This is a genomic window from Stutzerimonas kunmingensis, from assembly GCF_900114065.1.
Taxonomy (GTDB): Bacteria; Pseudomonadota; Gammaproteobacteria; order Pseudomonadales; family Pseudomonadaceae; genus Stutzerimonas; species Stutzerimonas kunmingensis.
In genome coordinates this window covers 857,384-880,570 of record NZ_FORS01000001.1, presented here as the reverse complement: position 1 = coordinate 880,570, position 23,187 = coordinate 857,384, and the positions used below count along the sequence as shown (strand labels likewise).

The window sequence follows — 23,187 nt, the reverse complement described above, 5'->3', positions numbered from 1 at the left end:
CCATGCAACTGAACGATCTGCGTTCTGCGCCGGGTGCCCGTCGCGAAAAGCTGCGTCCCGGTCGTGGTATCGGTAGTGGCCTGGGCAAGACCTGTGGCCGTGGTCACAAGGGTCAGACCTCTCGTTCCGGCGGCAAGATCGCTCCCGGTTTCGAGGGTGGTCAGCAGCCTCTGCATCGTCGTCTGCCGAAGTTCGGTTTCGTTTCGCTGAAAGCCATGGATCGCGCTGAGGTTCGTACCTCTGAGTTGGCCAAGGTGGAAGGTGATGTCGTTACCGTGCAAAGCCTGAAAGACGCCAACGTAATCAACCAGAACGTACAGCGCGTGAAAATCATGCTGTCGGGCGAGGTTGGTCGTGCGGTTACTCTCAAGGGTATCGCAGCCACCAAAGGTGCGCGTGCGGCTATCGAAGCAGCTGGCGGCAAGTTCGAGGAATAAATGGCTAAGCAAGGTGCTCTCTCCGCGCTGAGTAATGGTGGTCTGTCCGAACTCTGGGCTCGTCTGCGCTTTCTGTTCATGGCGATCATCGTCTATCGGATTGGCGCACACATCCCTGTTCCCGGGATAAATCCCGATCGGCTGGCCGAGCTGTTCCGTCAGAACGAGGGGACCATCCTTAGCTTGTTCAACATGTTTTCCGGTGGTGCGCTGGAGCGCATGAGTATTTTTGCTTTGGGGATCATGCCGTACATTTCGGCATCGATCATCATGCAGCTCATGACCGCTGTCAGCCCACAGCTGGAGCAGTTGAAGAAAGAAGGTGAGGCCGGTCGTCGCAAGATCAGTCAGTACACGCGTTACGGTACGCTCGTGCTGGCCATCGTTCAGGCGATCGGTATGTCGGTCGGGTTGGCGGGGCAAGGTGTCGCGTTCAGCAACGATTTCGGCTTCTACTTCGTGGCCATCACGACGTTCGTGTCTGGTGCTATGTTCATGATGTGGCTGGGTGAGCAGATCACCGAGCGTGGCGTTGGCAACGGTATCTCGATGTTGATCTTCGCAGGTATCGTCGCCGGCTTGCCGGGTGCGCTCGGTCAGTCGTTCGAGTCTGCTCGCCAGGGCGATATCAATATCATCGCGCTGCTCGCTGTCGGCCTGCTCGCTGTAGCGATCATCGGTTTCGTGGTGTTTATCGAGCGTGGTCAGCGCCGTATCGCGGTTCACTACGCGAAGCGTCAGCAGGGCCGTAAGGTCTTTGCCGCGCAGACCAGTCACTTGCCGTTGAAGGTGAATATGGCGGGGGTCATCCCGGCTATCTTTGCCAGCAGCATTCTGCTGTTCCCGGCTTCGCTGGGGCAGTGGTTCGGTCAGTCAGAGAGCATGGGCTGGTTGGCTGACATTTCGCAGGCGATCGCGCCCGGGCAGCCGTTGAACATTCTGCTGTTCAGTGCCGGGATCATCTTCTTCTGCTTCTTCTATACGGCATTGATGTTCAATCCGAAAGACGTAGCAGAGAACCTGAAGAAGTCTGGCGCGTTTATTCCCGGGATTCGTCCTGGTGAGCAGTCGGCTCGCTACATTGATGGCGTGTTGACTCGTTTGACCATGTTCGGCGCCCTGTACATGACGGCTGTCTGCCTGCTGCCACAGTTTCTTGTGGTTGCAGCCAACGTGCCGTTCTACCTTGGTGGGACCTCGTTGCTGATCGTGGTTGTGGTTGTAATGGACTTCATGTCCCAAGTGCAGTCACACCTCATGTCGCACCAGTACGATTCCCTGATGAAGAAAGCCAACCTGAAGGGCTACGGCAGTGGAATGCTCCGCTGAGGTGGCTCGTAAGGTTCTAGGAGTTGGTGATGAAAGTTCGTGCATCGGTTAAAAAGCTGTGCCGTAACTGCAAGATCATCCGTCGCGACGGTGTCGTGCGCGTGATCTGTAGCGCAGAACCGCGTCACAAGCAGCGCCAAGGCTGATTGTGTAAGGCGTTATAACCCGGCAGCTAGTGCGCTGCCGGGTTGAATATTTGTTATTACAGCGTTAATATCTCGCGCCCTTTTCTTGGCTTCCGGGGCGTAGGTAGCTGTCAATTGGAGTTTCACTGAATGGCCCGTATTGCAGGCGTCAACATTCCGGATAACAAGCACACTGTTATCTCGCTGACCTACATCTACGGTGTTGGTCGCACCCGTGCACAGGAAATCTGTGCTGCTACCGGTGTGAATCCGGCAGCGAAGATCAAGGATCTTTCCGACGAGCAGGTCGAACTGCTGCGTGGCGAAGTCGGCAAGTTCATCGTTGAAGGCGACCTGCGTCGCGAAGTCAACATGAAAATCAAGCGCTTGATGGACCTGGGTTGCTATCGCGGCCTGCGTCATCGTCGTGGTCTGCCGGTTCGCGGTCAGCGTACCAAGACCAACGCACGTACCCGTAAGGGCCCGCGCAAGCCGATCCGCAAGTAATCGCGTTAGCGAATCGACAGGAATTTAGTCATGGCAAAACCTGCTGCTCGTCCTCGTAAAAAAGTCAAAAAGACAGTGGTTGATGGCATCGCCCACATCCACGCGTCTTTCAACAACACCATCGTGACCATCACCGATCGTCAGGGCAATGCGTTGTCCTGGGCTACTTCGGGTGGTTCCGGTTTCCGCGGCTCGCGTAAGAGCACTCCGTTCGCTGCCCAGATCGCTGCAGAGCGCGCTGGCCAGGCTGCGCTGGAGTACGGCCTGAAGAACCTCGACGTCAACGTCAAGGGCCCAGGTCCGGGTCGGGAGTCCGCCGTGCGTGCTTTGAACGCATGTGGTTATAAAATCGCCAGCATCACCGACGTGACGCCTATCCCGCATAACGGGTGCCGTCCGCCGAAGAAGCGCCGCGTGTAATCAGGAGACAGTGAAGAATGGCTCGTTATATTGGTCCCAAGTGCAAACTGTCTCGTCGTGAAGGCACCGATCTCTTCCTGAAGAGTGGTGCGCGCGCGCTCGAATCCAAGTGCAATATCGAAACCCCGCCGGGTGTTCACGGTCAGCGTCGCGGACGTCTGTCCGATTACGGCACCCAGCTGCGTGAAAAGCAGAAGGTACGCCGCATCTACGGTGTGCTGGAGCGTCAGTTCAGTGGTTATTACAAGGAAGCGGCCAGCCGTAAGGGCGCTACCGGTGAGAATCTGCTGCAGCTGCTCGAGTGCCGTCTGGACAACGTCGTGTATCGCATGGGCTTCGGCTCTACTCGTGCCGAATCGCGTCAGCTGGTCTCGCACAAGTCAATCAGCGTCAACGGTCAGACCGTGAACATTCCGTCTTACCAGGTCAAGGCCGGTGACGTAGTGGCTGTTCGTGAGAAGTGCCGTAACCAGCTGCGTATCGCCCAGGCCCTCGAACTGTGCGCTCAGCGCGGTCGCGTTGAATGGGTCGAAGTAGATGCCGACAAGAAATCCGGTGTTTTCAAGAATGTTCCGGCTCGCAGCGATCTGTCCGCCGACATCAACGAAAACCTGATTGTCGAGCTCTACTCCAAGTAAGGGCTAGAAAATAGGTGTATCCATGCAGAGTTCGGTAAATGAGTTCCTGACCCCCCGCCATATCGATGTGCAGGTGGTCAGTCCGACCCGTGCCAAGATCACTCTCGAGCCCCTCGAGCGTGGTTTTGGCCACACCCTTGGCAACGCGCTGCGTCGTATTCTGTTGTCCTCCATGCCCGGCTGCGCTGTGGTCGAGGCCGAGATCGACGGTGTGCTCCACGAGTACAGCGCCATCGAGGGCGTGCAGGAAGATGTCATCGAAATCCTGCTCAACCTCAAAGGTATCGCCATCAAGCTGCACGGCCGTGATGAAGTGACCTTGAGCCTGGTGAAGAAGGGCGCGGGCGCTGTTACCGCTGCCGATATCCAGCTGGATCACGATGTCGAAATCGTCAATGGCGATCACCTGATCGCCAATCTGGCGGCCAACGGCTCGCTCAACATGAAGCTCAAGGTCGCTCGCGGCCGCGGTTACGAGCCTGCTGATGCGCGTCAGAGCGATGAAGACGAGAGCCGTAGCATCGGTCGTCTGCAGCTCGACGCCACTTTCAGCCCGGTTCGTCGCGTGGCTTACGTGGTCGAGAATGCTCGTGTCGAGCAGCGCACCAACCTGGACAAACTGGTCATTGACCTGGAAACCAACGGCACCCTGGATCCCGAAGAGGCGATCCGTCGTGCAGCGACCATCCTGCAGCAACAGCTGGCTGCGTTCGTCGACCTCAAAGGCGACAGCGAGCCGGTTGTAATCGAGCAGGAAGACGAGATCGATCCGATCCTGTTACGTCCGGTTGATGACCTGGAGCTGACCGTACGTTCGGCCAACTGCCTGAAGGCGGAAAACATCTACTACATTGGTGATCTGATTCAGCGCACCGAAGTAGAGCTGTTGAAGACGCCGAATCTGGGCAAGAAGTCCCTGACTGAGATCAAGGACGTTCTGGCTTCGCGTGGTTTGTCCCTCGGTATGCGTCTGGATAACTGGCCGCCGGCAAGTCTCAAGAAGGACGATAAGGCCACTGCCTGATCGCCCCCAGTAACCGAACTGAACGTTTGGTAAGGAATTTCAATCATGCGTCATCGTAAAAGTGGCCGTCACCTGAGCCGCACCAGCGCCCACCGCAAGGCCATGTTCCAAAACATGGCGGTGTCGCTGTTCGAGCACGAACTGATCAAGACCACCCTGCCCAAGGCCAAGGAGCTGCGTCGCGTTGCCGAGCCGCTGATCACCTTGGCTAAGGAAGACAGCGTCGCTAACCGTCGTCTGGCTTTCGACCGTACTCGTTCGAAGGCTGCCGTAGGCAAGCTGTTCAACGATCTGGGCAAGCGTTACGCCACCCGTCAGGGCGGCTATCTGCGTATCCTCAAGTGCGGCTTCCGCGCTGGTGACAACGCACCTATGGCTTACGTCGAGCTGGTTGACCGTCCGGTCACTGGTGAAGTGGAAGCCGCCGAGTAAGATCGGTAGCAGCAATTAAAAACCGAGCCTTTTGGCTCGGTTTTTTTATGCCCAAAGGATTCTGAGAGACTGGCTCTATAAGGGGCGTTGATCTTCATCATTAGTCGGCGTTGCGCTTGCTTCCTATGATGGCATTCAACCAGCAGGTACTTACCAAGACCCTGGAAGCTATTGAATACCAAGGAGCTGCAACCATGACTGACAAGCAGAAGCTCACAACCGTTGCCGGTGCGCCGGTATCCGAAAACCAGAACTCCATGACTGCGGGCCGCCGTGGTCCCATGCTGCTTCAGGACGTATGGTTTCTAGAGAAGCTCGCTCATTTCGACCGGGAGGTGATTCCGGAGCGGCGCATGCATGCGAAGGGGTCGGGGGCGTTCGGAGAATTCGTCGTCACCCATGACATCACCCGCTACACCAAAGCCAAGCTGTTTTCCGAGATCGGCAAGCGCACTCCGCTGTTCGCGCGCTTTTCGACCGTCGCAGGCGAGCGTGGTGCCGCCGATGCCGAGCGTGACATTCGTGGTTACGCACTGAAGTTCTACACCGAGCAAGGCAACTGGGACATGGTGGGCAATAACACCCCGGTGTTCTTTTTCCGCGATCCGCTGAAGTTTCCGGACCTCAACCACGCAGTAAAACGCGATCCGCGCACCAACATGCGCAGCGCGAACAACAACTGGGACTTCTGGACCGGGCTGCCTGAAGCCTTGCACCAGATCACCTATGTCATGGGCGATCGGGGCATTCCGGCGTCGTACCGCCATATGCACGGTTTCGGTTCGCACACCTACAGCTTCATCAGTCCGAACAACGAGCGTTTCTGGGTGAAGTTTCACTTTCGGACCCAGCAGGGCATCAAGAATCTCACCGACGCCGAGGCGGCAGCCATCGTTGCCAATGACCGGGAGAGTTCGCAGCGCGATCTGTTCGAGGCCATCGAGCGTGGCGAATATCCACGTTGGACGATGTATGTGCAGGTAATGGCGGAGGCCGACGCCGCCAAGGTGCCGTACCATCCGTTCGACCTCACCAAGGTCTGGCCGCATGCCGACTACCCGCTGATCGAGGTCGGCTATTACGAGCTCAACCGCAATCCCGACAACTACTTCCAGGATGTCGAGCAGGCGGCATTCACACCGGCGAATGTCGTTCCAGGCATCAGCTTCTCTCCAGACCGTATGTTGCAGGGCCGTCTTTTCTCCTACGGGGATGCGCAACGCTACCGGCTGGGGGTGAATCACCATCAGATTCCGGTCAACGCTCCGCGTTGCCCGGTCCACAGCTACCATCGCGATGGTGCCATGCGCGTAGATGGCAATCAGGGTGGTCGTCTGCATTACGAGCCGAATACCTATGGCGAGTGGCAGGAACAGCCTGACTTCAGCGAGCCACCGCTGGCTCTCGAGGAGGCGGCGGATCGTTACGACTACCGTGCCGACGACGCCGATTACTTCACTCAGCCGGGCAACCTGTTCCGCTTGATGAAGGCCGATGAACAGCAGCGGTTGTTCGAAAATACCGCACGGTCGATGCAGGGAGTGGCGCGTCATATCAAGATTCGCCACATCAGTCACTGCCTGAGGGCTGATCCGGCCTATGGAGCAGGTATTGCCGCCGCCCTGGATATTCCGCTGTCGGAAGTGCCGGCATAAGCGATTCGCGGTATCCGCAGGATCGAGAAGCCCGCAGCGAGTGCTGCGGGCTTTCTTGTTTCTTCAGCGCTATTCGTGGGGATTGTTGAGCGGCTTATCGCTCTCCTGTCCGTGTGGCAGAAGGCGATCGGCCTCTGCCGGATCGATCGCCGTCAGGCTGCCGTCGGCAGTTGCGACAAGCACGGCCTCAAGCATTTCACGCACATTGTTGCGCAGCATGCCGACAGACTTCTGGCCGCGACTGTTCAATCCGCCGATTTCCATGAGCACACTGCCGCCCAATGGGCCTGTTTCGCCGGCGGCCAGTCGCTCGGTCCTCAGCAGGCCGTAGGCGTTTCGGGCAATGCCCGGATCGCCGCCGCCGCGGCGGACATCGCCGTTGGGGGCTCATAGTAGTAGTTGGTGATTTCCATGAAGCCAAGCTGCGTGGAGCGCTGCTTCATCACGATTGCCAGCTGCTTCGACAGTGCTACCGCTTCCGGGGCGACATCCGGGAGAGTTGGCCAGGTGATAGAGCCGGTCACCTGGCGTCCCGGGCGGTTCACTTCAGGATCCACATCCTTGATTACCACGGCAGGGTTCTGATTGTGCACATCTACCAGCCAGATGGGACGGTAACGGTCATAGATGCCGCGTACCGCAACCGCTTCGGGCACCGGGTTCTGCCCCGGGTTGAAGTGCTGCTCACTGGCTAGGCCTGGATTGCAGCGTATCTGCGTGCTATTGCTCCAGTCTGTCCAGTGGTACCGGTTGATGTCGTAGCTAAATTGGCGTTGGCCGTCGGCATTGAAAGCGGTCACGTTGGCGCCGAGGTGCTGATCCAACTTGGCAGGATTCAGGGTGCCATCGGCGCGCAGGCAGTCAGCGCTGGTTTGCGGGGCGCTGAAATCCATGTTGCCGCGACTGAAACGCTCGGCGCCGTCCGGGTTGACCCTCGGCACGATCAGCCACCTGCAGATTATCCAACACCTGACGGGACAAGGCCCCGCCCGAGGCAAGGCGTTTTATCAGATTGACCGCCGCTTCGGTGCCGTGAGGTTCGTTGCCGTGCTGTTGGGTTGTGATCATTACGGCTGGTTTGTCTGAATTACTCAGCCTGGCCAGCCAGATCGGCCGGCCTTCGTTGCTGCTGCCGGCCTGTTCCAGCCGCAGGGCGTCCGGGAAGCGCCGTGACAGCGCGTTCAGTTGATCGTACAGCTGTTGGTGCTCATGAACGCCTCCAGCGAGACGTTCTGCTCATTGGGGATCCAAGGGCCGTTGGGTTGGGCGGCAGCGGCGAGACCGGGTAGCAGGCCGGCGCCAAGCAGCAGGCAGCAAGCGCAATTCGCATCAGGATTTCTCCTTATCGGGCTGGAGTGTCCCGCCCAACTGCCCGGCGGGATCCGTAGTGGACCCCGCTGCGCTTGCGCTTGTTGCCGAAACGGCTGCCGACGCGATGATCAACCCGCCGAGCCGTCGCGCTCAAGTAACGGTTTGAGGAAATGACCGGTATGAGACTGGGCCATACCTGCCACCTCTTCCGGCGTACCGCAGGCGATGATCTGGCCACCCTTCGAGCCACCTTCCGGGCCGAGATCCACCAGCCAGTCGGCCGTCTTGATGACGTCAAGGTTGTGCTCGATCACTACGACCGTATTGCCGTGGTCGCGCAAACGGTGCAGTACGTCGAGCAGCTGCTGGATATCGGCGAAATGCAGGCCGGTGGTGGGTTCGTCGAGGATGTACAGGGTCTTGCCGGTGTCACGCTTGGACAGCTCACGGGACAGCTTGACGCGCTGCGCCTCGCCGCCAGACAGCGTCGTCGCACTCTGCCCCAGCTTGATATACGACAGCCCCACATCCATCAGCGTCTGCAGTTTTCGCGCGACGGCCGGTACCGGGTCGAAGAATTCACGGGCTTCCTCGATGGTCATGTCGAGCACTTCGGTAATGCTCTTGCCCTTGTACTTCACCTCCAGCGTTTCGCGGTTGTAGCGCTTGCCCTTGCACACGTCGCAGGGCACGTAGATGTCGGGCAGGAAGTGCATTTCCACCTTGATCACGCCGTCGCCCTGGCAGGCTTCACAGCGTCCGCCCTTGACGTTGAAAGAGAAGCGGCCCGGGCCGTAGCCGCGTGAGCGCGCTTCCGGCACGCTGGCAAACAGCTCGCGAATCGGCGTGAACAGCCCCGTGTAGGTCGCCGGGTTGGAGCGCGGGGTGCGACCAATCGGGCTCTGATCTATGTCCACTACCTTGTCCAGATGCTGCAGCCCGTCGAAGCTGTCGTGCGGTGCTACTTCCAGCGTGGTCGCGCCATTGAGTGCAGTCGCCGTGATCGGGAACAGCGTGTTGTTGATCAGCGTTGATTTGCCCGAGCCCGACACACCGGTGATGCAGGTGAGCAGGCCGACCGGAATCTCCAGGTCGACGTTGCGCAGGTTGTTGCCACGCGCGCCCTTGAGCTTGAGCAGCATCTTCGGATCACGGCGGGTGCGCTCAGGCCGATAGTTGATCTTCACCCGGCCAGAGAGGTACTTGCCGGTCAGCGAATCCGGGTGCGCCATCACCTCGTCAGGTGTGCCTTCAGCGACGATGCGGCCGCCATGTATGCCGGCACCTGGACCGATGTCTACGACGTAGTCGGCGAGACGGATCGCATCCTCGTCATGCTCCACGACGATCACCGTATTGCCGATGTCGCGCAGGTGGCGAAGGGTGCCCAGCAAGCGTTCGTTGTCGCGCTGATGCAGGCCGATCGAGGGTTCGTCGAGGATGTACATCACCCCAACCAGGCCGGCGCCGATCTGACTGGCCAGGCGAATACGCTGGGCTTCGCCGCCGGACAGGGTGTCGGCGCTGCGATCCAGGGTCAGATAATCCAGGCCGACGTTGACCAGGAACTGCAGGCGTTCGCGGATCTCCTTGAGAATCTTGTCGGCGATCTCGCCGCGTCGTCCGCTGAGCGAGAGGACGCCGAAGTAGTCGGTGGCGTCGCCGATGGGCATGGCCGTGACCGCAGGCAGGGTCTTGTCGCCAACCCACACGTGGCGTGCTTCGCGGCGCAGACGCGTGCCGCGGCAGTCCGGGCAGGGCTGGGTGCTCAGGTATTTGGCGAGCTCTTCGCGAACCGAATTGGATTCGGTTTCGCGGTAGCGGCGTTCCAGGTTGGGAACGATGCCTTCGAACGGGTGCGAACGCTTGACGATATCGCCGCGGTCGTTGAGGTAGCGGAACTCGACATTCTCACGGCCGCTGCCGCGCAGGATGGACTTCTGATGATCGGCGGCCAGTGAGTCGAAAGGCTCGTCGAGGCTGAAGCCATAATGCGAGGCCAGTGAGCCGAGCATCTGGAAATAGTAAACGTTGCGCCGGTCCCAGCCGCGTATGGCGCCTTCGGCCAGGGTCAGCTCGCCATTGACCAGGCGCTTGGCGTCGAAGAACTGCTTCACGCCCAGGCCGTCACAGGTGGGGCAGGCGCCGGCTGGGTTGTTGAAGGAGAACAGCTTGGGCTCAAGCTCGCTGATCGAGTGGCCGCAGATCGGGCAGGCGAAGCGTGCGGAGAAGATCATTTCCTCGCTGTCGTCGTCCTCTTCCATGGAGGCGACCAGGGCGATGCCATCGGCCAGCTTGAGCGCCGTTTCGAAGGATTCGGCCAGGCGCTGCTGCAGGTCGCCGCGAACCTTGAAGCGATCCACCACCACGTCGATCGAGTGCTTCTTCTGCTTGTCCAGCTTGGGTAGCTCGTCGAGCTCGTACAGCCGCCCGTTGACGCGGGCGCGCACGAAACCCTGAGCACGCAGTTCGTCGAACACGGCCAGGTGCTCGCCCTTGCGTTCGCGGATGACCGGGGCCAGCAGCATCAGCTTGCGGCCTTCGGGCAGTGCCAGCACCTGGTCGACCATCTGGCTGACCGTCTGCGCTTCCAACGGGGCATCGTGATCTGGACAGCGCGGCGTGCCGACCCGCGCATAGAGCAGACGCAGGTAGTCGTAGATCTCGGTGATGGTGCCCACGGTGGAGCGCGGGTTGTGCGAGGTCGATTTCTGCTCGATGGAGATCGCCGGGGAGAGCCCCTCGATGGTGTCGACGTCGGGCTTTTCCATCATCGAGAGGAACTGGCGCGCATACGCCGAAAGCGATTCGACGTAACGGCGCTGGCCTTCTGCGTAGAGAGTGTCGAATGCCAAGGATGATTTGCCAGAACCGGACAAGCCGGTGATGACGATCAGCTTGTCGCGCGGCAGGGTGAGGTCGATGTTCTTCAGGTTGTGGGTGCGGGCCCCACGAATCAGAATCTTGTCCAAAACAGCCTCGCGTGGCGGGCGGAAACCCGAAAGTATACGGCCGGGGTGATAGTCGCGGCAAAACCGCGCGCCTGTGCCGAACAGGGTAGGGCTGCTAGAATCGCCGCCGGTTCATACAAGCGAGACCCTCCATGCAGGACCCCTACAGCGAGCGCATGAGCGCCAGCGAAAAACGCGCAGCTTCCGGGCTGGCCCTGGTTTTCGCTTTTCGCATGCTCGGCATGTTCATGGTTTTGCCCGTGCTGGCAACCTACGGCATGGACCTGGAAGGCGCTACGCCGACCCTGATCGGTCTTGCGATAGGTGCCTATGGTTTGACCCAGGCGCTGCTGCAAATTCCCTTCGGTATTCTTTCCGATCGTATTGGTCGCTTGCCTATCATCTATTTCGGCCTGCTGATCTTCGCCGCTGGAGCGGTGCTCGCGGCGATGTCCGACAGCATCTGGGGCGTCATCGCCGGGCGCATCCTGCAAGGGGCGGGGGCGATTTCCGCTGCAGTGATGGCGCTGCTCTCGGACCTGACCCGCGAACAGCACCGGACCAAGGCGATGGCGCTGATCGGCGTGAGCATCGGTTTTTCCTTCGCTGTCGCGATGATCGTCGGGCCGTTGCTGACCCGTGCCTTCGGTCTCTCCGGACTGTTCTGGGTAACCGCCGGCATGGCGTTGCTTGGCGGAGTCATCGTCGCGTTGCTGCCCAAGGCCCAGGCGCATGTGCGCCATCGCGAATCGGGCGTCGCCAAGCAGGCACTCGGCCTGACGCTGCGCCATCCTGATCTGCTGCGTCTGGATTTCAGCATCCTGGCGCTGCATGCGATCCTGATGGCCAGCTTCGTCGCGCTGCCGCTGGCACTGGTAGAGCAGGGCGCGTTGCCCAAGGAAGAGCATTGGTGGGTCTACCTCACGGCACTGCTGGTCGGCTTCTTCGGCATGATTCCCTTCATTATTTATGGCGAGAAGAAGCGCCAGATGCGCCGCGTGCTATTGGGCGCGGTCACCGCGCTGCTGCTCTGCGAGCTGTTCTTCTGGTGGTTCGGAAATGGCTTGTGGATGCTGGTCGTCGGCATGGTGGGCTTCTTCATCGCGTTCAATCTGCTGGAAGCGTCGCTGCCTTCGTTGATCAGCAAAGTCGCGCCGGCCGGCGGCAAGGGCACCGCGATGGGCGTCTACTCCACCAGTCAGTTTCTCGGTGCCGGTCTCGGTGGCGTGCTGGGCGGTATGCTCTATCAGCAGGGTGGCCTGGCGCTGGTGTTCGCCGGTTGCGCTGCGCTGTGCGCGTTGTGGTTCGTGGTGGCCTTCAGCATGCGCGAACCTCCTTATGTAACGAGCCTGCGCTTGCCGCTTTCGACCAGAGCGCTGGCCAACGCAGGGCTTGGGCGTGACCTGCTACAAGTCGCCGGTGTTAGCGACGTGCTCATCGTTGCCGACGAGGCAGCGGCCTATATCAAGGTCGATACGCAGCAGCTGGATCGTGAAGCTCTTGATCGCTTGGTTGCCTGAGGCGCCTGTTCGCGGCTGCATAGTGCCGCGCAACATGAAAGTGCGTCGGTTGGCCGTCAAGGGTGGCTGAGGTAAGATTCGCGGTCATCGGCTTTGCTGGCGGTACAACCGCCATCGGTGAATCCATCCAATTCAACGTTCCAATGAGGAGTTACCCATGGCCAGAGGGGTGAATAAAGTCATCTTGATCGGCAATGTCGGCGGCGACCCGGAAACCCGCTACATGCCCAATGGCAATGCGGTGACCAACATCACGCTGGCAACCACCGATAGCTGGAAGGACAAGCAGACCGGCCAGCTTCAGGAGCGTACCGAGTGGCATCGCGTGGTGTTGTTCGGCAAGGTTGCCGAGATCGCCGGCGAATATCTGCGCAAGGGTTCGCAATGCTACATCGAGGGACGCCTGCAGACCCGCGAGTGGGAGAAGGACGGCGTCAAGCGCTACACCACCGAAATAGTCGTCGACATGAACGGCACCATGCAGCTGCTCGGTGGCCGTGGCGGCAGTTCCGACGATGCGCCGCGTCAGGCTCGCCCGCAGCAGCGTGAGCCGCAGCAGGCGCCGCGTCAGCAGGCCCAGCCGCAGCAGCCCGCTGCGCGGCAGCAGCCGGCACCGGACTACGACAGCTTCGACGACGACATCCCTTTCTAGAGTTATCTGAATGCGAATGCGCCTGATGCTGTTGGGCGGCGGCAATGCCCTGGGCCAGGCGCTCATCCGCCTCGGCGCCGAGGAAGACATCGGCTTCCTCGCACCGCGACCGCCCGCTCAGGGCTGGGACGCCGCCAGTCTTACCCAGTTGCTCGACGACAACCGTCCGGATGTCGTGGTCAACCTTGCCTACTATTACGACTGGTTCCAGAGCGGACAGCCCAACGAGCCGGCGCTCGCCGCACAGGAGCGTGCGGTCGAGCGGCTCGCCGAACTCTGTCAGCACCATGATTTCGTCCTGTTGCAGCCATCGAGCTACCGGGTATTCGACGGTGCCCGAACCACGGCCTATAGCGAAAAGGACGAGGTGGCGCCGCTGGATGCACGAGGCGGGGCGCTGTGGCGCATCGAGCAGAGTGTGCGTTCGCTATGCCCGCGACATGTCCTGCTGCGTTTTGGCTGGTTGCTCGATGACAGTCGGGACGGTGTTCTAGGGCGCGTGCTGCAACGACTCGAGCAGAGCGAGGCGATACTGCTGGCGGATGACCGGCGCGGCAATCCGACACCTGTCGACGATGCCGCGCGCGTGATCCTTGCGGTATTGAAGCAGCTCGACTGCCAGGCACCGCTGTGGGGTACCTATCACTACGGCGGACATGAGGCTTCCACCCCGTTGCTGGTCGCCCAGGCGTTGCTCGGCGAGGCCGGCAAGTATCGCGACGTCACAACGGCGAATCTGACGGCCGTGGCGCATGCCGCCTGTTCGGATGCCGCAGCCGAACCGCAGCACGGCGTACTCGCCTGCAAGAAGATTTTCACCACTTTCGGCATCAAGCCTCGCGCCTGGCGCACCGGGTTGCCGAGCCTGTTGGAGCGTTACTACCGTCATGGCTGATGCCCCGATTCTGGTCACCGGCGGTGCCGGGTTCATCGGCTCGAACTTGGTCGATGCGTTGCTGGCGCGCGGCTATGCCGTTCGTGTGTTGGACAATCTCTCGACCGGCAAGCGCGAAAACCTGCCGCAAGATACACGCGTCGAACTGATCGTCGGCGATGTCGCCGATGCCGATTGCGTGCGTCGTGCGGTGCAGGGATGTCGGGCGGTGGTGCATCTGGCCGCGGTGGCGTCGGTGCAGGCGTCGGTGGATGATCCATTCGGTACGCACCAGAGCAACCTGATTGGCACGCTCAATCTGTGTGAGGCGATGCGCGAGTCGGGTGTGAAGCGTGTGCTGTTTGCCTCGAGCGCAGCGGTCTATGGCAACAACGGCGAAGGCCATGCTATCGATGAGGACACACCGAAGGCGCCCCTGACACCCTACGCCGCGGACAAGCTAGCCAGCGAGCACTACCTGGATTTCTATCGGCGCCAGCATGGTCTGGAGCCGGTGGTGTTCCGTTTCTTCAATATCTTCGGGCCGCGGCAGGATCCATCGTCACCGTATTCCGGTGTGATCAGCATCTTCACCGAGCGGGCGCAGAAGGGGTTGCCGATTGCGGTGTTCGGCGATGGCGAGCAGACGCGCGATTTTTTCTACGTTGCCGATCTGGTCGAGGTGTTGGTGCAGGCGCTGGAGTCGCCCGAGGCGGTGGAGGGCGCGGTGAATGTTGGGCTGAATCAGGCCACTTCGCTGAATCAGCTGCTGGTGGCCATCGGTGACGTGTTGGGCGGGCTTCCCAAGGTGAGCTATCAGGCCGCGCGGCCGGGGGATATTCGTCATTCGCGGGCGAATAATGCCCGGCTAGTGCAGCGCTATCGTCTGCCGGAACCGCCGACCGACATGCGGGAAGGGTTGGCCAAGCTGTTGGGTTTGTAGGTTGCAAACTCTGAAAACACAAAAGGCGCCCCAGGCGCCTTTTGTCTGTCTGCGATCCGGCTGGGCCGGTTACGTCAGAACTTGTAGCCGAGACCGACCATGTAGACGAAGGGGTCGACATCGATATCTACTTTCACTTTGGTGTCACCCAGGTGAGTGGTGCCGGTGGTATCAATGTCGATATAGCGAACTTGGGCGTTCAGCATGATGTTGTCAGTCAGCATGTAGTCCATGCCCACTTGAGCGGCTAAACCCCACGAGTCTTTAACGTCCAGGCCGTCAAAGATTTGATCCGCAGAGCTGCTCAGCTTCGTATCGAAGAACCATGTGTAGTTGATGCCAGCCCCTACATAAGGTTGGAAGGCGGAGTTCTTCTCAAGCGGGTAGTAGATCACGCCGAGCGTCGGTGGGAGGTGCTTCAGGCTTCCGAGCTTTCCATCAATACCAGCTGCTACGCCTTTGACGCCCACGTCGTGGCTAAATGGGGTGGCGGCAAGCAGTTCAATACCCACCTTGTCAGTGACCATGTAAGCGAAGTTTAGGCCGAGTTGGGTGTCGCTGTTCAGCGTCGCCTGGCTGCCAGTGAATGGTGTGCCGCCAGCTTTGACCTCCCCGCTATCTTCACGCGGATCAACGGTAATAGCACCAGCGCGAACGATGATGTCCCCGGCTTCGAAAGCCTGGGCGAAGGGTGCGGCCAGCGCCAGGGCCAGCGCGGAAGCGGTGAACAGGGTCTTGCGCATGATGATGCTCCGTTTGTTGGAATGCGATTGAGCGCCATGGTAGGGACTGAGCGCTGGGGCTTTTTGATCCAGCTCAATGAAAAACGCCGCCTCGACTGCGACGAAACGCCCGGGTTGCTTTGCGTCAACTCACAGATGATAATGTTTCTCTTTTGAGTTAACGACCGTCTGCAAGGACCCTTCAATGCCTTCCTTCTTTCCCCGCCTGCTGGCGGTTGCCGTGCTGCCGTGCTGTCTTCAGCTTTATGCCGGGTCGCTGTCCGCGGCACCGCTGGACGCAGCGCTGGATGAGAGCGAGCGTTTGTCCGCCGAGGCGAAGGCCTCGCAGGCGCGGATCGACCAGCTCGACGACGCCACTCGCGAGATGCTCAACGAGTACCGCAGTGCTTTGCAGCAGACCGAAGCGCTGAAGGCCTACAACAAGCAGTTGCAGGAGCTGACCGCAGCGCAGAGCAAGGAGCTGGTGGGCTTTCAGCGCCAGCTGGACAGCATCGAGCGCACCCAGGAAGCCGTTACGCCGCAGATGAGTCGTATGGTCGAGGTGCTGGGGGAATTCATCGCGGCCGATCTGCCGTTCCTCCCCGATGAGCGTGCCGACCGTCTGGCCGGCCTGCAGGACCTACTGCCACGCGCCGACGTCAGCCTGGCGGAAAAGTACCGGCGCATCCTCGAGGCCTATCAGATCGAAAGCGATTACGGCCGCACGCTGGAAGCCTGGCGTGGTGAGCTGCCGGGCGACGCGGAGTCACGCAGCGTCGAATTCCTGCGGCTCGGTCGAGTGATGCTCTATTACCAGACTCTCGATGCTCACGAGAGCGGCTGGTGGAATCCGCAGACTCGCGCCTGGGAAGTGCTCGACGGCAGCGCCCGCCGGCCGCTTACGCAGGCCATCGCCATCGCCCGTCAGCAACAGGCTCCGGCCTACCTGCAATTGCCCGTGAAGACCCTGGCCGAGGAGGCCGCGCAATGAGCCGTCTGTTTTCCCTCCTTCTTGTCGCGCTGTTGCCCCTCACGGCTCATTCGGCAGAACCGCTCAGTCCCGACCAGCTGCTCGAACGCATTCGCAGCGACCGTGCCGCCGAGGTCAGCGCCATGCAGGCCCGCGAGCAGGGCTTCGTTCGTGATCGTGGCGAGCAGCAGCAACTGCTTTCCCGTGCCCGTGCCGCACTGGCCGAGCAGAAGGCCGAGGCCGAACGCCTGAAGGCCGACTTCGATCGCCAGGAGGCCGAGCTGGCCGAGCAGGAAAAACTCCTGGCGCAGCGTGTTGGCCATCTGGGTGAGCTGTTCGGCGTCGTGCGCCAGAGTGCAGGTGACATCGCTGGCCAGTGGCAGGACAGTCTGCTCAACGCTCAGTATCCCGAGCGCCTGACCCAGCTGCGCAGCCTGGCGGAAAGCCGCGCGCTGCCGTCGGCCGATGACCTCGATGCGTTCTGGATGACCCTGCTGGAAGACCTGGCGGCCAGCGGCCGCGTCGAGCGCGTACAGCTGCCGGTGGTGGGCACCGATGGCGCGCGCAGCGAGCAGCCGGTACTGCGGGTCGGCAGCTTCTCCGCATTCACCGACGAGGCCTTCCTGCGCTACGACGCCGATGCCGGCGAGCTGCTGGTACCGACACGCCAGCCGTCCGGTCAGGGTTTGATCGAAGACTATCTGAGCAGCTCCGATGCGCTGGCTACATTGCCGGTGGATCCGAGCCGCGGCACGCTGATCGCCCAGTTGCAACGCCAGCCGGACCTGTGGGATCGCGTCAAGCAAGGTGGTCTGGTGGGTGGCGTCATTCTGGTGCTCGGTGCCGTCGGCCTGCTGCTGGCGATCTGGCGCATGGTGTATCTGGGTGGCGTCGGTCGCAAGGTGGGCAGCCAGATGCGCGAGCTGAACCAGCCGCGCGATGACAATCCGCTCGGCCGAATCATCGGCGTGCTGGGGCCGAAGCCACAGTTGTCGGATCTGGAGACCCTCGAGCTCAAGCTGGACGAGGCGATCCTCCAGGAAACCCCGCCACTGGAGCGCGGTCAGCCGCTGCTCAAGCTGCTGGCAGCTGTTGCACCGCTGCTCGGCCTGCTGGGCACCGTGACCGGCATGATCATCACTTTCCAGGCCATCACCCAGAGCGGTGGCGGCGACTCGCGGCTGATGGCCGACGGTATCTCCCAGGCGCTGGTAACCACGGTGCTGGGCCTGGTGGTGGCGATTCCGCTGCTGTTCCTGCACAGCCTGCTGGCCAGCCGTAGCAAGGCGCTGATCCAGTTGCTGGAGCAGCAGAGCGCCGGCCTCATCGCGCTGCACCTGTCGGGGGCGCCACGTCGTGACTGATCTGCGCGCTCACTGGCTGGGTCTGATCGACAGCGGTCACGCGCTGCTCGATTTCATGGCTGCCGGCGGCGTGGTGATGTGGGCGCTGGCTGGCCTGTGCGTGCTGTATTGGACACTGGTCTTCGAGCGCCTCTGGTTCATGCGGCGGGTCTTCCCGCACTGGGTCGAGTCACGCCGCCAGGCCTGGGCGCAGATGGCCGATGAGCCTGGTAGCTGGCAGCGTGCGGTGCGTTCGGCCTGGCTGGCGCAGGCTCAGCAGCAGTTGTCCGGACCGCTACGGCTGAGCAAGACCCTGGTGGCGATGTATCCGCTGCTTGGCTTGCTCGGTACGGTCAGCGGCATGATCGCGGTTTTCGACGTGCTGGCGCTCAGTGGCTCCGGCAACCCACGCGGCATGGCCGCGGGTGTCTGGCAGGCGACCCTGCCGACCATGGCCGGCATGGTGCTGGCCATCACAGGATTGTTCAGTCTGGCGCGCCTAGAGCGAATCGCGCGCCAGTCTCTCGACCGGCTGGCTGACCAGCTGCGTCACGACTGAGGATTAGCGGGATGCGTATGCGCCGTCATCATTACCAGCAGGAAGAAGATACCGGCATCGATCTCACGCCGATGCTCGATGTGGTCTTCATCATGCTGATCTTCTTCATCGTCACCAGCTCCTTCATCAAGGAATCCGGTGTCGAAGTCCAGCGCCCGCAGGCGGACACCGCCAGCACCCAGGACAAGGGCAATATCCTCATCGCCGTCACGGCCGATGGCCAGGTCTGGATCGACAAGCAGGTGGTCGACGTACGCAGTGTGCGGGCGCATGTCGAGCGGCTGCGCGTCGATCAGCCGGAGGGCGCAGTGGTCGTCCAGGCTGACCAGGACGCGCGCACCGGCCTGGTGGTGCAGGTCATGGACCAGGCGCGTCAGGCCGGCGTGCAAGACGTTGCGCTGGCCGCCAGCACGGGGTCGCGCTGATGCAACCGCGGCTGGTCCGTTTCAGTCTGGCCTTCATCGCCGCCTGTGTGGTGGCGTTGCTGCTGTTCGCCCTGATGCTGAGCATGGTCAATCCCCCGCGCAGCAAGATTGAGGAAGATCCATTGGCGATTGCCAATTTCGTGCGCATGGATGGGCGCAACGAGGACACCGCCACGCGTTCACGTCAGCAGGCGCCACAGCCACCGCAGCCGAAGACGCCACAACCGCCGACGCCACCGACGCCGAACATGGCGACCCCAGACGCCAATCTGCCCAAGCTCGACCTCGACCTGCCGAACATCGACGCAGGCGTATCGGTCGCCACCGCTCCAGCGCCGAGTCTGTCCGGCCTGACGGCGGCACAGAGTGCCCCGGCCGCGGCGCCAGCGCCGGCCAGTGCGGCAGTTGAAGCGGCGGGCAAGCCCGGCGGCCCGGAGCAGGAAGTGATGCCGCTCAATGATGTGCGTCCGGAGTATCCCTACCGTGCACGGCAACAGGGCATCGAAGGGCATATCAAACTGGCGTTCACCATCAACCCGCAGGGGCGGGTGGAGAACATCCGCGTGCTGGAAGCCTCGCCTCGTAACGTGTTCGACCGCGAGGCCCGGCGCGCGGCGGCCCGCTGGCGTTTCGCGCCGCGTACCGAAAACGGTGCACCGGTATCCCGTGAAGCCGTGAAAACCCTGCACTTCCGCCTGCAAGGAGAACGCTGAGATGCTTTGTTTGCTGCTCGTGCTGTCGCTTTTTCTCTCCGCTTCGGCCCAGGCCGCCCTGGCCATCGACCCCGCGGTGTTCATGGCGCTCGAGCGAGCGCAGACCGCGCAGAGCAAGGGCGACTATGCCACTGCGCGCAAGGCGCTGGAGGGCGTCAGCGCTAAGGCCGGTAGCGGTGAAGAGGCGTTGCTCTGGCGCAGTCGCGGCTATCTGGCCTGGGCCGAAGGCAATAATCGCCAGGCGCTGGAATGGCTGGACAAGGCAGTGGCCAGCGGCAAGCTGGACGAAGAGCTGCTGGCCGGTGAGCGGATGAACCTTGCGCGGCTGAACCTAGTCGAGGGTCGCTACGCCAAGGTGGTCAGCCTGCTGGGATCGGCTAATCAGGGCAACGAAGAAGTGCTGCAGATGCTGGTGCAGGCTTACCAGGGCCTCGGTCAGCATGCCAAGGCGCTGCCGCTGGCCGAGCGTTATGTGCAGGCGAACCCGAAGGCGGGCGATACCTGGCTGCAGTTCCTGGTTGCCGGCAACGCCGAGCTCAAGCGCTATCAGGCTGCCGAACGCTGGCAACAGAAGCTGCTGCTGCGCCACCCCGATCAGGTCAAGGCCTGGCGGCAGCTGGCCGGCCTGCAGCAGATGGCCGGCGCTGAAGATCGCGCGCTGGCGACGCTGCGCACTGCGCACGCGAAGGGCTTGCGCTTCAGTGAGGCGGAATTGGACAACCTGGTCGCTCTCGCTAGTGCCGCTGGGCAGCCATGGCAAGGCGCCAAACTGCTCGAAGGGATGCTGGCGTCACGCTTGCTGCCGAGCAATGCCAGTCGCCAGGAGCGCATGGGCATGCTCTGGTGGCAGGCCCGCGAGCGCACCGAGGCCGCGAAGATCTATCGCCAGCTGGCGACTCAGACCGGCAGCGCGAAGTTCTGGATGAATGTGGCGCAGCTCGAGCTGGAACAGGCTCGTTGGCAGGCCGGGCTTGACGCATTGAAGCAGGCCGAGCGGGCCGGCGCCGAACGTCGTCGCGTGCGCGAATGGCGCGAGTGGGCGGAAGGTGAGCTCAGTTTCGAGCGTGAGAAGCAGATCGCCAGCGCGCACTGATCGAGCTGGCAGAACGTAACCTGCCGGCTGGTGATTACTGCAATTCGTAGGGATAGATCTTCTGTGCCTGCATGCGATAACCAGACTCCGCCAGCTCGCTGCTGGCGTGTTCCACCCTCAGCGGGCCCTCGATCCAGAACGGTTCATATAGCGCTTCCACCCGCACGCCCAGCTCGCTGGTGGCATGCACGATCTGGTTGGATGGCGGCGGGGGCACGTGAATGCAGGCGCCGAAGTAGGGCACCAGCAGGAATTCGATGACGCGCCCTTCCTCGGTCATGTCCAGCGGCACGATATACCCCGGCAACTTCACCATCTGCCCATCGAGGGCTTCGACCACTGGCGCGGCCGGCGACTGTTGTGCGGCAGCCGGCCCAGCCTCGGCAGCGAGTGCATCGGCCAGCTGCGACATGTCATGCATGGCCATTGGCGGCGGTGGTGGCGGCGCACCCTCGGGAATCAGCTCCGACCACTGTAGATCGCGGACGTCATCGGCATACGCAGAGACCGCACAGGCCAGTAGCAGAGCAAGCAGCAGGCGCGACATCGGGTTCCTCACAGTCGAATCGACAGGCCATCGGCCAGCGATTGGCGATAGGCCCGCCAGGCCGGCACGCTGCCCATCAGCAGTGCCGCCAGCAGGATAGCGCCGAGCAGTCCCCACTCATAGGCGCTCGGCCAGGCCAGCGGCAGATAAAGGCCGTAGAGGCTCTGCAGCGGCGACTGCGCGATGGCGATGCTGATATACAGCAGCGCCAGCCCCAGCAGCGTGCCCGCGAGGGCCAGGCCGAACGCCTCGATGATCAATAGCGCGGCGATATGCCAGGGGCGAGCACCCACCGAGCGCAGGATCGCCATCTCCCGGCGTCGCTCGTTGAGGCTGGTGAGGATCGCCGTGAGCATGCCGATCAGGCCGGTCAGCACGACGAACAGCGAGACCACGAACAGCGCTTTCTCGGCCGTGCCCATCAGGCTCCAGAGCTCCTGCAGGGCGACGCCGGGCAGGATCGCCAGCAGCGGCTCGCTGCGGTACTGGTTGATTTCCCGTTGCAGGGTGAAGGTGGCGACCTTGCTGTTCAAACCGAGCAGGACCGCAGTGATCTGCTGCGGCTGTAAATCGAGTGCCCGCGCTTGCTCGGCGTCGATACGCCCGGCACCGCGGGCCGGCATGCCGTTCTGCCAGTCGACATGCAGCGCTTCCATGCCGGCCAGACTGATGTGCAGGGTACGGTCGACCGGCGTGCCGGTGCGCTGCAGCACGCCGACCACGCGGAACGGTTTGTCATCGTGCTGTACGAGGCTGACACGCGCTACGCCATGTGCGAGGACGATGCTGTCGTCGAGTTTGTAGCCCAGTGCACTAGCCACTTCCGCGCCAAGCACAACCTCGAACGGGTCGCTTTCGAAGGCGCGGCCTTCGGCCAGTTGCAGCGGCTGTTTGCGACCGTAGCGGTAATGCTCGAAATAGGCCGTGTTGGTGCCCATTACGCGGTAGCCACGATGGGAGTCGCCCAGGGAAATCGGGATCGCCCAAGCGACCCGCGGGTGTTCGGCGAAGCGCTGGTAGCTGTCCCAACGGATGTTGTTGGTCGCATTGCCGATGCGGAACACCGAGTACAGCAACAGATTGACCGAGCCGGAGCGCGCACCGACCACCAGATCGGTGCCGCTGATGGTGCTGGCGAAGCTGGCGCGGGTTTCGTTGCGCACCCGTTCGACGGCGAGCAGCAGGCACACCGAGAGGGCGATGGCGAACACGGTCAGCAGGGCGGTGAAGCGCCGATTGTTTAGGCTCGCCAGGGCCAGGCGCAGGAGATACATCGCTCAGCACTCCACTGCGCGCGTCGCGCGATTGAGTTCGGCCAGCGACAGGCTACGGTCGAACAGAGGCGCCAGGCTCTGATCATGGCTGACGAACAGCAGGCTCGCGCCGGCTGCGCGGCACTCGGAGAACAGCAGCTGCAGAAAGACTTCGCGGCTATCCGCATCCAGCGCCGAGGTCGGCTCGTCGGCGATGACCAGCTCCGGCTGGCCGATCAGTGCGCGGGCAGCAGCGACGCGTTGCTGCTGGCCGATGGAGAGCGCATCGGCACGACGCTCGAACAGCTCCGGGGGCAGTCCCAGATGCTCCAGCAGGCTCGCCGCCGCGGCGTCCGTACTGCCGTGGCGCTTGCGCGCACGTTCGGCACGCAGCGGCGAAAAATGGCAGGGCAGGCCGACGTTCTCGCGTACCGAAAGAAAAGGCAGCAGGTTGAACTGCTGGAAGATGTAGCCGGTGTGATCGACGCGGAAGCGGTCACGGGCACCGGCCGACAGACTGCCGAGGTCGCGGTCGAGCAGGCGGATACTGCCGCGGCCGGCTTTCTGCACACCGCCGATCAGGCCGAGCAGGGTGGTCTTGCCGCTGCCCGACGGGCCCTTGAGGAACAGGCTTTCGCCGCGTTCGAGGCGAAACGTGGGAATGTCCAGCAGCTCGGCCTGGCGGGGCCAGGCGAAGCCGAGGTTGTCGATTGCGAGGAGTGGAGCGCTCATCGGGGTCCAGTG

27 protein-coding genes are annotated in these 23,187 nt (G+C 62.0%); 19 read left to right on the top strand and 8 right to left on the bottom strand.

Going from position 1 to position 23,187, the window contains the following annotated elements:
- Window positions 1–2 precede the first annotated feature (2 nt).
- The 9 genes from rplO (at window position 3) to BM275_RS04375 (ending at window position 6,567) form a co-directional block, all read left to right on the top strand.
- Window positions 3–437 (top strand): 50S ribosomal protein L15, encoded by a 435-nt coding sequence (rplO, locus tag BM275_RS04415; protein WP_014821627.1) that lies wholly within the window; start codon window positions 3–5, stop codon window positions 435–437.
- Window positions 438–1,766, top strand: a complete 1,329-nt coding sequence (secY, locus tag BM275_RS04410; protein ID WP_003304058.1) for a preprotein translocase subunit SecY — start codon at window positions 438–440, stop codon at window positions 1,764–1,766.
- Between the two features lie 29 nt (window positions 1,767–1,795).
- Complete coding sequence (rpmJ, locus tag BM275_RS04405; protein ID WP_003281814.1) at window positions 1,796–1,912, top strand: 50S ribosomal protein L36; 117 nt, start codon at window positions 1,796–1,798, stop codon at window positions 1,910–1,912.
- A gap of 129 nt (window positions 1,913–2,041) precedes the next feature.
- Window positions 2,042–2,398 (top strand): 30S ribosomal protein S13, encoded by a 357-nt coding sequence (gene rpsM / locus BM275_RS04400; protein ID WP_003289190.1) that lies wholly within the window; start codon window positions 2,042–2,044, stop codon window positions 2,396–2,398.
- 30 nt (window positions 2,399–2,428) lie between these two features.
- Window positions 2,429–2,818, top strand: a complete 390-nt coding sequence (gene rpsK / locus BM275_RS04395; RefSeq protein ID WP_003281811.1) for a 30S ribosomal protein S11 — start codon at window positions 2,429–2,431, stop codon at window positions 2,816–2,818.
- 17 nt (window positions 2,819–2,835) lie between these two features.
- Entirely contained in the window at window positions 2,836–3,456 is a 621-nt protein-coding gene (gene rpsD, locus BM275_RS04390) for a 30S ribosomal protein S4 (protein WP_003293044.1), read from the top strand.
- 22 nt (window positions 3,457–3,478) lie between these two features.
- A complete protein-coding gene (locus tag BM275_RS04385) occupies window positions 3,479–4,480 on the top strand; it encodes a DNA-directed RNA polymerase subunit alpha (RefSeq protein WP_014821626.1) in 1,002 nt (333 codons plus the stop codon).
- Between the two features lie 45 nt (window positions 4,481–4,525).
- A complete protein-coding gene (rplQ, locus tag BM275_RS04380; protein ID WP_003304056.1) occupies window positions 4,526–4,912 on the top strand; it encodes a 50S ribosomal protein L17 in 387 nt (128 codons plus the stop codon).
- A 194-nt stretch (window positions 4,913–5,106) separates the two neighbouring features.
- Entirely contained in the window at window positions 5,107–6,567 is a 1,461-nt protein-coding gene (locus tag BM275_RS04375; protein WP_090519491.1) for a catalase, read from the top strand.
- A gap of 69 nt (window positions 6,568–6,636) precedes the next feature.
- Here BM275_RS04375 and BM275_RS22390 read toward each other — a convergent pair whose 3' ends face one another.
- The 4 genes from BM275_RS22390 to uvrA all read right to left on the bottom strand — a co-directional run bounded on the left by BM275_RS22390 (window position 6,637) and on the right by uvrA (window position 10,850).
- Window positions 6,637–6,831 (bottom strand): hypothetical protein, encoded by a 195-nt coding sequence (locus BM275_RS22390; RefSeq protein ID WP_244153842.1) that lies wholly within the window; start codon window positions 6,829–6,831, stop codon window positions 6,637–6,639.
- A gap of 53 nt (window positions 6,832–6,884) precedes the next feature.
- Window positions 6,885–7,508 (bottom strand): hypothetical protein, encoded by a 624-nt coding sequence (locus BM275_RS04370; RefSeq protein WP_255779588.1) that lies wholly within the window; start codon window positions 7,506–7,508, stop codon window positions 6,885–6,887.
- Window positions 7,429–7,713, bottom strand: coding sequence for a M14 family zinc carboxypeptidase (locus BM275_RS22525; protein ID WP_255779644.1), 285 nt, complete (start codon window positions 7,711–7,713; stop codon window positions 7,429–7,431). Before BM275_RS22525 ends, BM275_RS04370 begins: the two co-directional genes overlap by 80 nt.
- Before the next feature lie 293 nt (window positions 7,714–8,006).
- Window positions 8,007–10,850 (bottom strand): excinuclease ABC subunit UvrA, encoded by a 2,844-nt coding sequence (uvrA, locus tag BM275_RS04365; protein WP_023445627.1) that lies wholly within the window; start codon window positions 10,848–10,850, stop codon window positions 8,007–8,009.
- A gap of 131 nt (window positions 10,851–10,981) precedes the next feature.
- Here uvrA and BM275_RS04360 point away from each other — a divergent pair, with 131 nt between their 5' ends.
- From BM275_RS04360 to BM275_RS04345, 4 genes are all read left to right on the top strand, one after another.
- Window positions 10,982–12,349 (top strand): MFS transporter, encoded by a 1,368-nt coding sequence (locus BM275_RS04360; RefSeq protein WP_090519489.1) that lies wholly within the window; start codon window positions 10,982–10,984, stop codon window positions 12,347–12,349.
- Between the two features lie 157 nt (window positions 12,350–12,506).
- Window positions 12,507–13,001 (top strand): single-stranded DNA-binding protein, encoded by a 495-nt coding sequence (locus BM275_RS04355; RefSeq protein ID WP_003304048.1) that lies wholly within the window; start codon window positions 12,507–12,509, stop codon window positions 12,999–13,001.
- A gap of 10 nt (window positions 13,002–13,011) precedes the next feature.
- Complete coding sequence (locus tag BM275_RS04350) at window positions 13,012–13,896, top strand: sugar nucleotide-binding protein (protein WP_090519488.1); 885 nt, start codon at window positions 13,012–13,014, stop codon at window positions 13,894–13,896.
- Window positions 13,889–14,818, top strand: coding sequence for an NAD-dependent epimerase/dehydratase family protein (locus tag BM275_RS04345; protein ID WP_090519487.1), 930 nt, complete (start codon window positions 13,889–13,891; stop codon window positions 14,816–14,818). Before BM275_RS04350 ends, BM275_RS04345 begins: the two co-directional genes overlap by 8 nt.
- A gap of 74 nt (window positions 14,819–14,892) precedes the next feature.
- Here the strand turns inward: BM275_RS04345 and BM275_RS04340 are convergent, their stop codons facing one another.
- Window positions 14,893–15,561, bottom strand: coding sequence for an OmpW/AlkL family protein (locus BM275_RS04340; RefSeq protein WP_090519485.1), 669 nt, complete (start codon window positions 15,559–15,561; stop codon window positions 14,893–14,895).
- Window positions 15,562–15,745: 184 nt separating this feature from the next.
- Here BM275_RS04340 and BM275_RS04335 point away from each other — a divergent pair, with 184 nt between their 5' ends.
- From BM275_RS04335 to BM275_RS04310, 6 genes are read left to right on the top strand one after another with little or no spacing between them, the layout of a single operon-like run.
- Window positions 15,746–16,531: a DUF3450 domain-containing protein gene (locus BM275_RS04335; protein ID WP_023444693.1), complete on the top strand. Its 786-nt coding sequence runs from the start codon at window positions 15,746–15,748 to the stop codon at window positions 16,529–16,531.
- Window positions 16,528–17,874: a MotA/TolQ/ExbB proton channel family protein gene (locus BM275_RS04330; protein ID WP_090519484.1), complete on the top strand. Its 1,347-nt coding sequence runs from the start codon at window positions 16,528–16,530 to the stop codon at window positions 17,872–17,874. Before BM275_RS04335 ends, BM275_RS04330 begins: the two co-directional genes overlap by 4 nt.
- On the top strand, window positions 17,867–18,412 hold the full coding sequence (locus BM275_RS04325; protein WP_014821584.1) for a MotA/TolQ/ExbB proton channel family protein: 546 nt from the start codon (window positions 17,867–17,869) through the stop codon (window positions 18,410–18,412). Before BM275_RS04330 ends, BM275_RS04325 begins: the two co-directional genes overlap by 8 nt.
- An 11-nt stretch (window positions 18,413–18,423) precedes the next feature.
- On the top strand, window positions 18,424–18,837 hold the full coding sequence (locus tag BM275_RS04320; protein WP_023444691.1) for an ExbD/TolR family protein: 414 nt from the start codon (window positions 18,424–18,426) through the stop codon (window positions 18,835–18,837).
- Complete coding sequence (locus BM275_RS04315; RefSeq protein WP_014821583.1) at window positions 18,837–19,550, top strand: energy transducer TonB; 714 nt, start codon at window positions 18,837–18,839, stop codon at window positions 19,548–19,550. The genes BM275_RS04320 and BM275_RS04315 overlap by 1 nt, the downstream gene beginning before the upstream one ends.
- 1 nt (window position 19,551) lies before the next feature.
- Complete coding sequence (locus BM275_RS04310; protein ID WP_090519482.1) at window positions 19,552–20,643, top strand: tetratricopeptide repeat protein; 1,092 nt, start codon at window positions 19,552–19,554, stop codon at window positions 20,641–20,643.
- A 34-nt stretch (window positions 20,644–20,677) separates the two neighbouring features.
- On the opposite strand, the gene BM275_RS04305 is transcribed toward BM275_RS04310, so the two are convergent.
- Genes BM275_RS04305 through BM275_RS04295 form a run of 3 tightly spaced genes read right to left on the bottom strand, consistent with a single transcriptional unit; the run spans window position 20,678 to window position 23,175 of the window.
- Window positions 20,678–21,190, bottom strand: coding sequence for a DUF3299 domain-containing protein (locus BM275_RS04305; protein ID WP_090519480.1), 513 nt, complete (start codon window positions 21,188–21,190; stop codon window positions 20,678–20,680).
- 8 nt (window positions 21,191–21,198) lie between these two features.
- Window positions 21,199–22,464: an ABC transporter permease gene (locus tag BM275_RS04300; RefSeq protein WP_090519479.1), complete on the bottom strand. Its 1,266-nt coding sequence runs from the start codon at window positions 22,462–22,464 to the stop codon at window positions 21,199–21,201.
- 3 nt (window positions 22,465–22,467) lie between these two features.
- Entirely contained in the window at window positions 22,468–23,175 is a 708-nt protein-coding gene (locus tag BM275_RS04295) for an ABC transporter ATP-binding protein (protein WP_090519477.1), read from the bottom strand.
- Window positions 23,176–23,187: the final 12 nt, after the last annotated feature.

Coding starts and splice junctions, on each gene's coding strand:
- BM275_RS04320 (WP_023444691.1), top strand. CDS start 18,424: ATGCGTATGCGCCGTCATCATTACCAGCAGGAAGAAGATACCGGCATC.
- BM275_RS04310 (WP_090519482.1), top strand. CDS start 19,552: ATGCTTTGTTTGCTGCTCGTGCTGTCGCTTTTTCTCTCCGCTTCGGCC.
- BM275_RS04355 (WP_003304048.1), top strand. CDS start 12,507: ATGGCCAGAGGGGTGAATAAAGTCATCTTGATCGGCAATGTCGGCGGC.
- rpsK (WP_003281811.1), top strand. CDS start 2,429: ATGGCAAAACCTGCTGCTCGTCCTCGTAAAAAAGTCAAAAAGACAGTG.
- BM275_RS04345 (WP_090519487.1), top strand. CDS start 13,889: ATGGCTGATGCCCCGATTCTGGTCACCGGCGGTGCCGGGTTCATCGGC.
- secY (WP_003304058.1), top strand. CDS start 438: ATGGCTAAGCAAGGTGCTCTCTCCGCGCTGAGTAATGGTGGTCTGTCC.
- BM275_RS04335 (WP_023444693.1), top strand. CDS start 15,746: ATGCCTTCCTTCTTTCCCCGCCTGCTGGCGGTTGCCGTGCTGCCGTGC.
- BM275_RS04350 (WP_090519488.1), top strand. CDS start 13,012: ATGCGAATGCGCCTGATGCTGTTGGGCGGCGGCAATGCCCTGGGCCAG.
- rpmJ (WP_003281814.1), top strand. CDS start 1,796: ATGAAAGTTCGTGCATCGGTTAAAAAGCTGTGCCGTAACTGCAAGATC.
- BM275_RS04305 (WP_090519480.1), bottom strand. CDS start 21,190: ATGTCGCGCCTGCTGCTTGCTCTGCTACTGGCCTGTGCGGTCTCTGCG.
- BM275_RS04360 (WP_090519489.1), top strand. CDS start 10,982: ATGCAGGACCCCTACAGCGAGCGCATGAGCGCCAGCGAAAAACGCGCA.
- BM275_RS04340 (WP_090519485.1), bottom strand. CDS start 15,561: ATGCGCAAGACCCTGTTCACCGCTTCCGCGCTGGCCCTGGCGCTGGCC.
- BM275_RS22390 (WP_244153842.1), bottom strand. CDS start 6,831: ATGGAAATCGGCGGATTGAACAGTCGCGGCCAGAAGTCTGTCGGCATG.
- rplO (WP_014821627.1), top strand. CDS start 3: ATGCAACTGAACGATCTGCGTTCTGCGCCGGGTGCCCGTCGCGAAAAG.
- BM275_RS04300 (WP_090519479.1), bottom strand. CDS start 22,464: ATGTATCTCCTGCGCCTGGCCCTGGCGAGCCTAAACAATCGGCGCTTC.
- BM275_RS04330 (WP_090519484.1), top strand. CDS start 16,528: ATGAGCCGTCTGTTTTCCCTCCTTCTTGTCGCGCTGTTGCCCCTCACG.
- BM275_RS04315 (WP_014821583.1), top strand. CDS start 18,837: ATGCAACCGCGGCTGGTCCGTTTCAGTCTGGCCTTCATCGCCGCCTGT.
- rpsD (WP_003293044.1), top strand. CDS start 2,836: ATGGCTCGTTATATTGGTCCCAAGTGCAAACTGTCTCGTCGTGAAGGC.
- BM275_RS04385 (WP_014821626.1), top strand. CDS start 3,479: ATGCAGAGTTCGGTAAATGAGTTCCTGACCCCCCGCCATATCGATGTG.
- BM275_RS04375 (WP_090519491.1), top strand. CDS start 5,107: ATGACTGACAAGCAGAAGCTCACAACCGTTGCCGGTGCGCCGGTATCC.
- rpsM (WP_003289190.1), top strand. CDS start 2,042: ATGGCCCGTATTGCAGGCGTCAACATTCCGGATAACAAGCACACTGTT.
- BM275_RS04295 (WP_090519477.1), bottom strand. CDS start 23,175: ATGAGCGCTCCACTCCTCGCAATCGACAACCTCGGCTTCGCCTGGCCC.
- rplQ (WP_003304056.1), top strand. CDS start 4,526: ATGCGTCATCGTAAAAGTGGCCGTCACCTGAGCCGCACCAGCGCCCAC.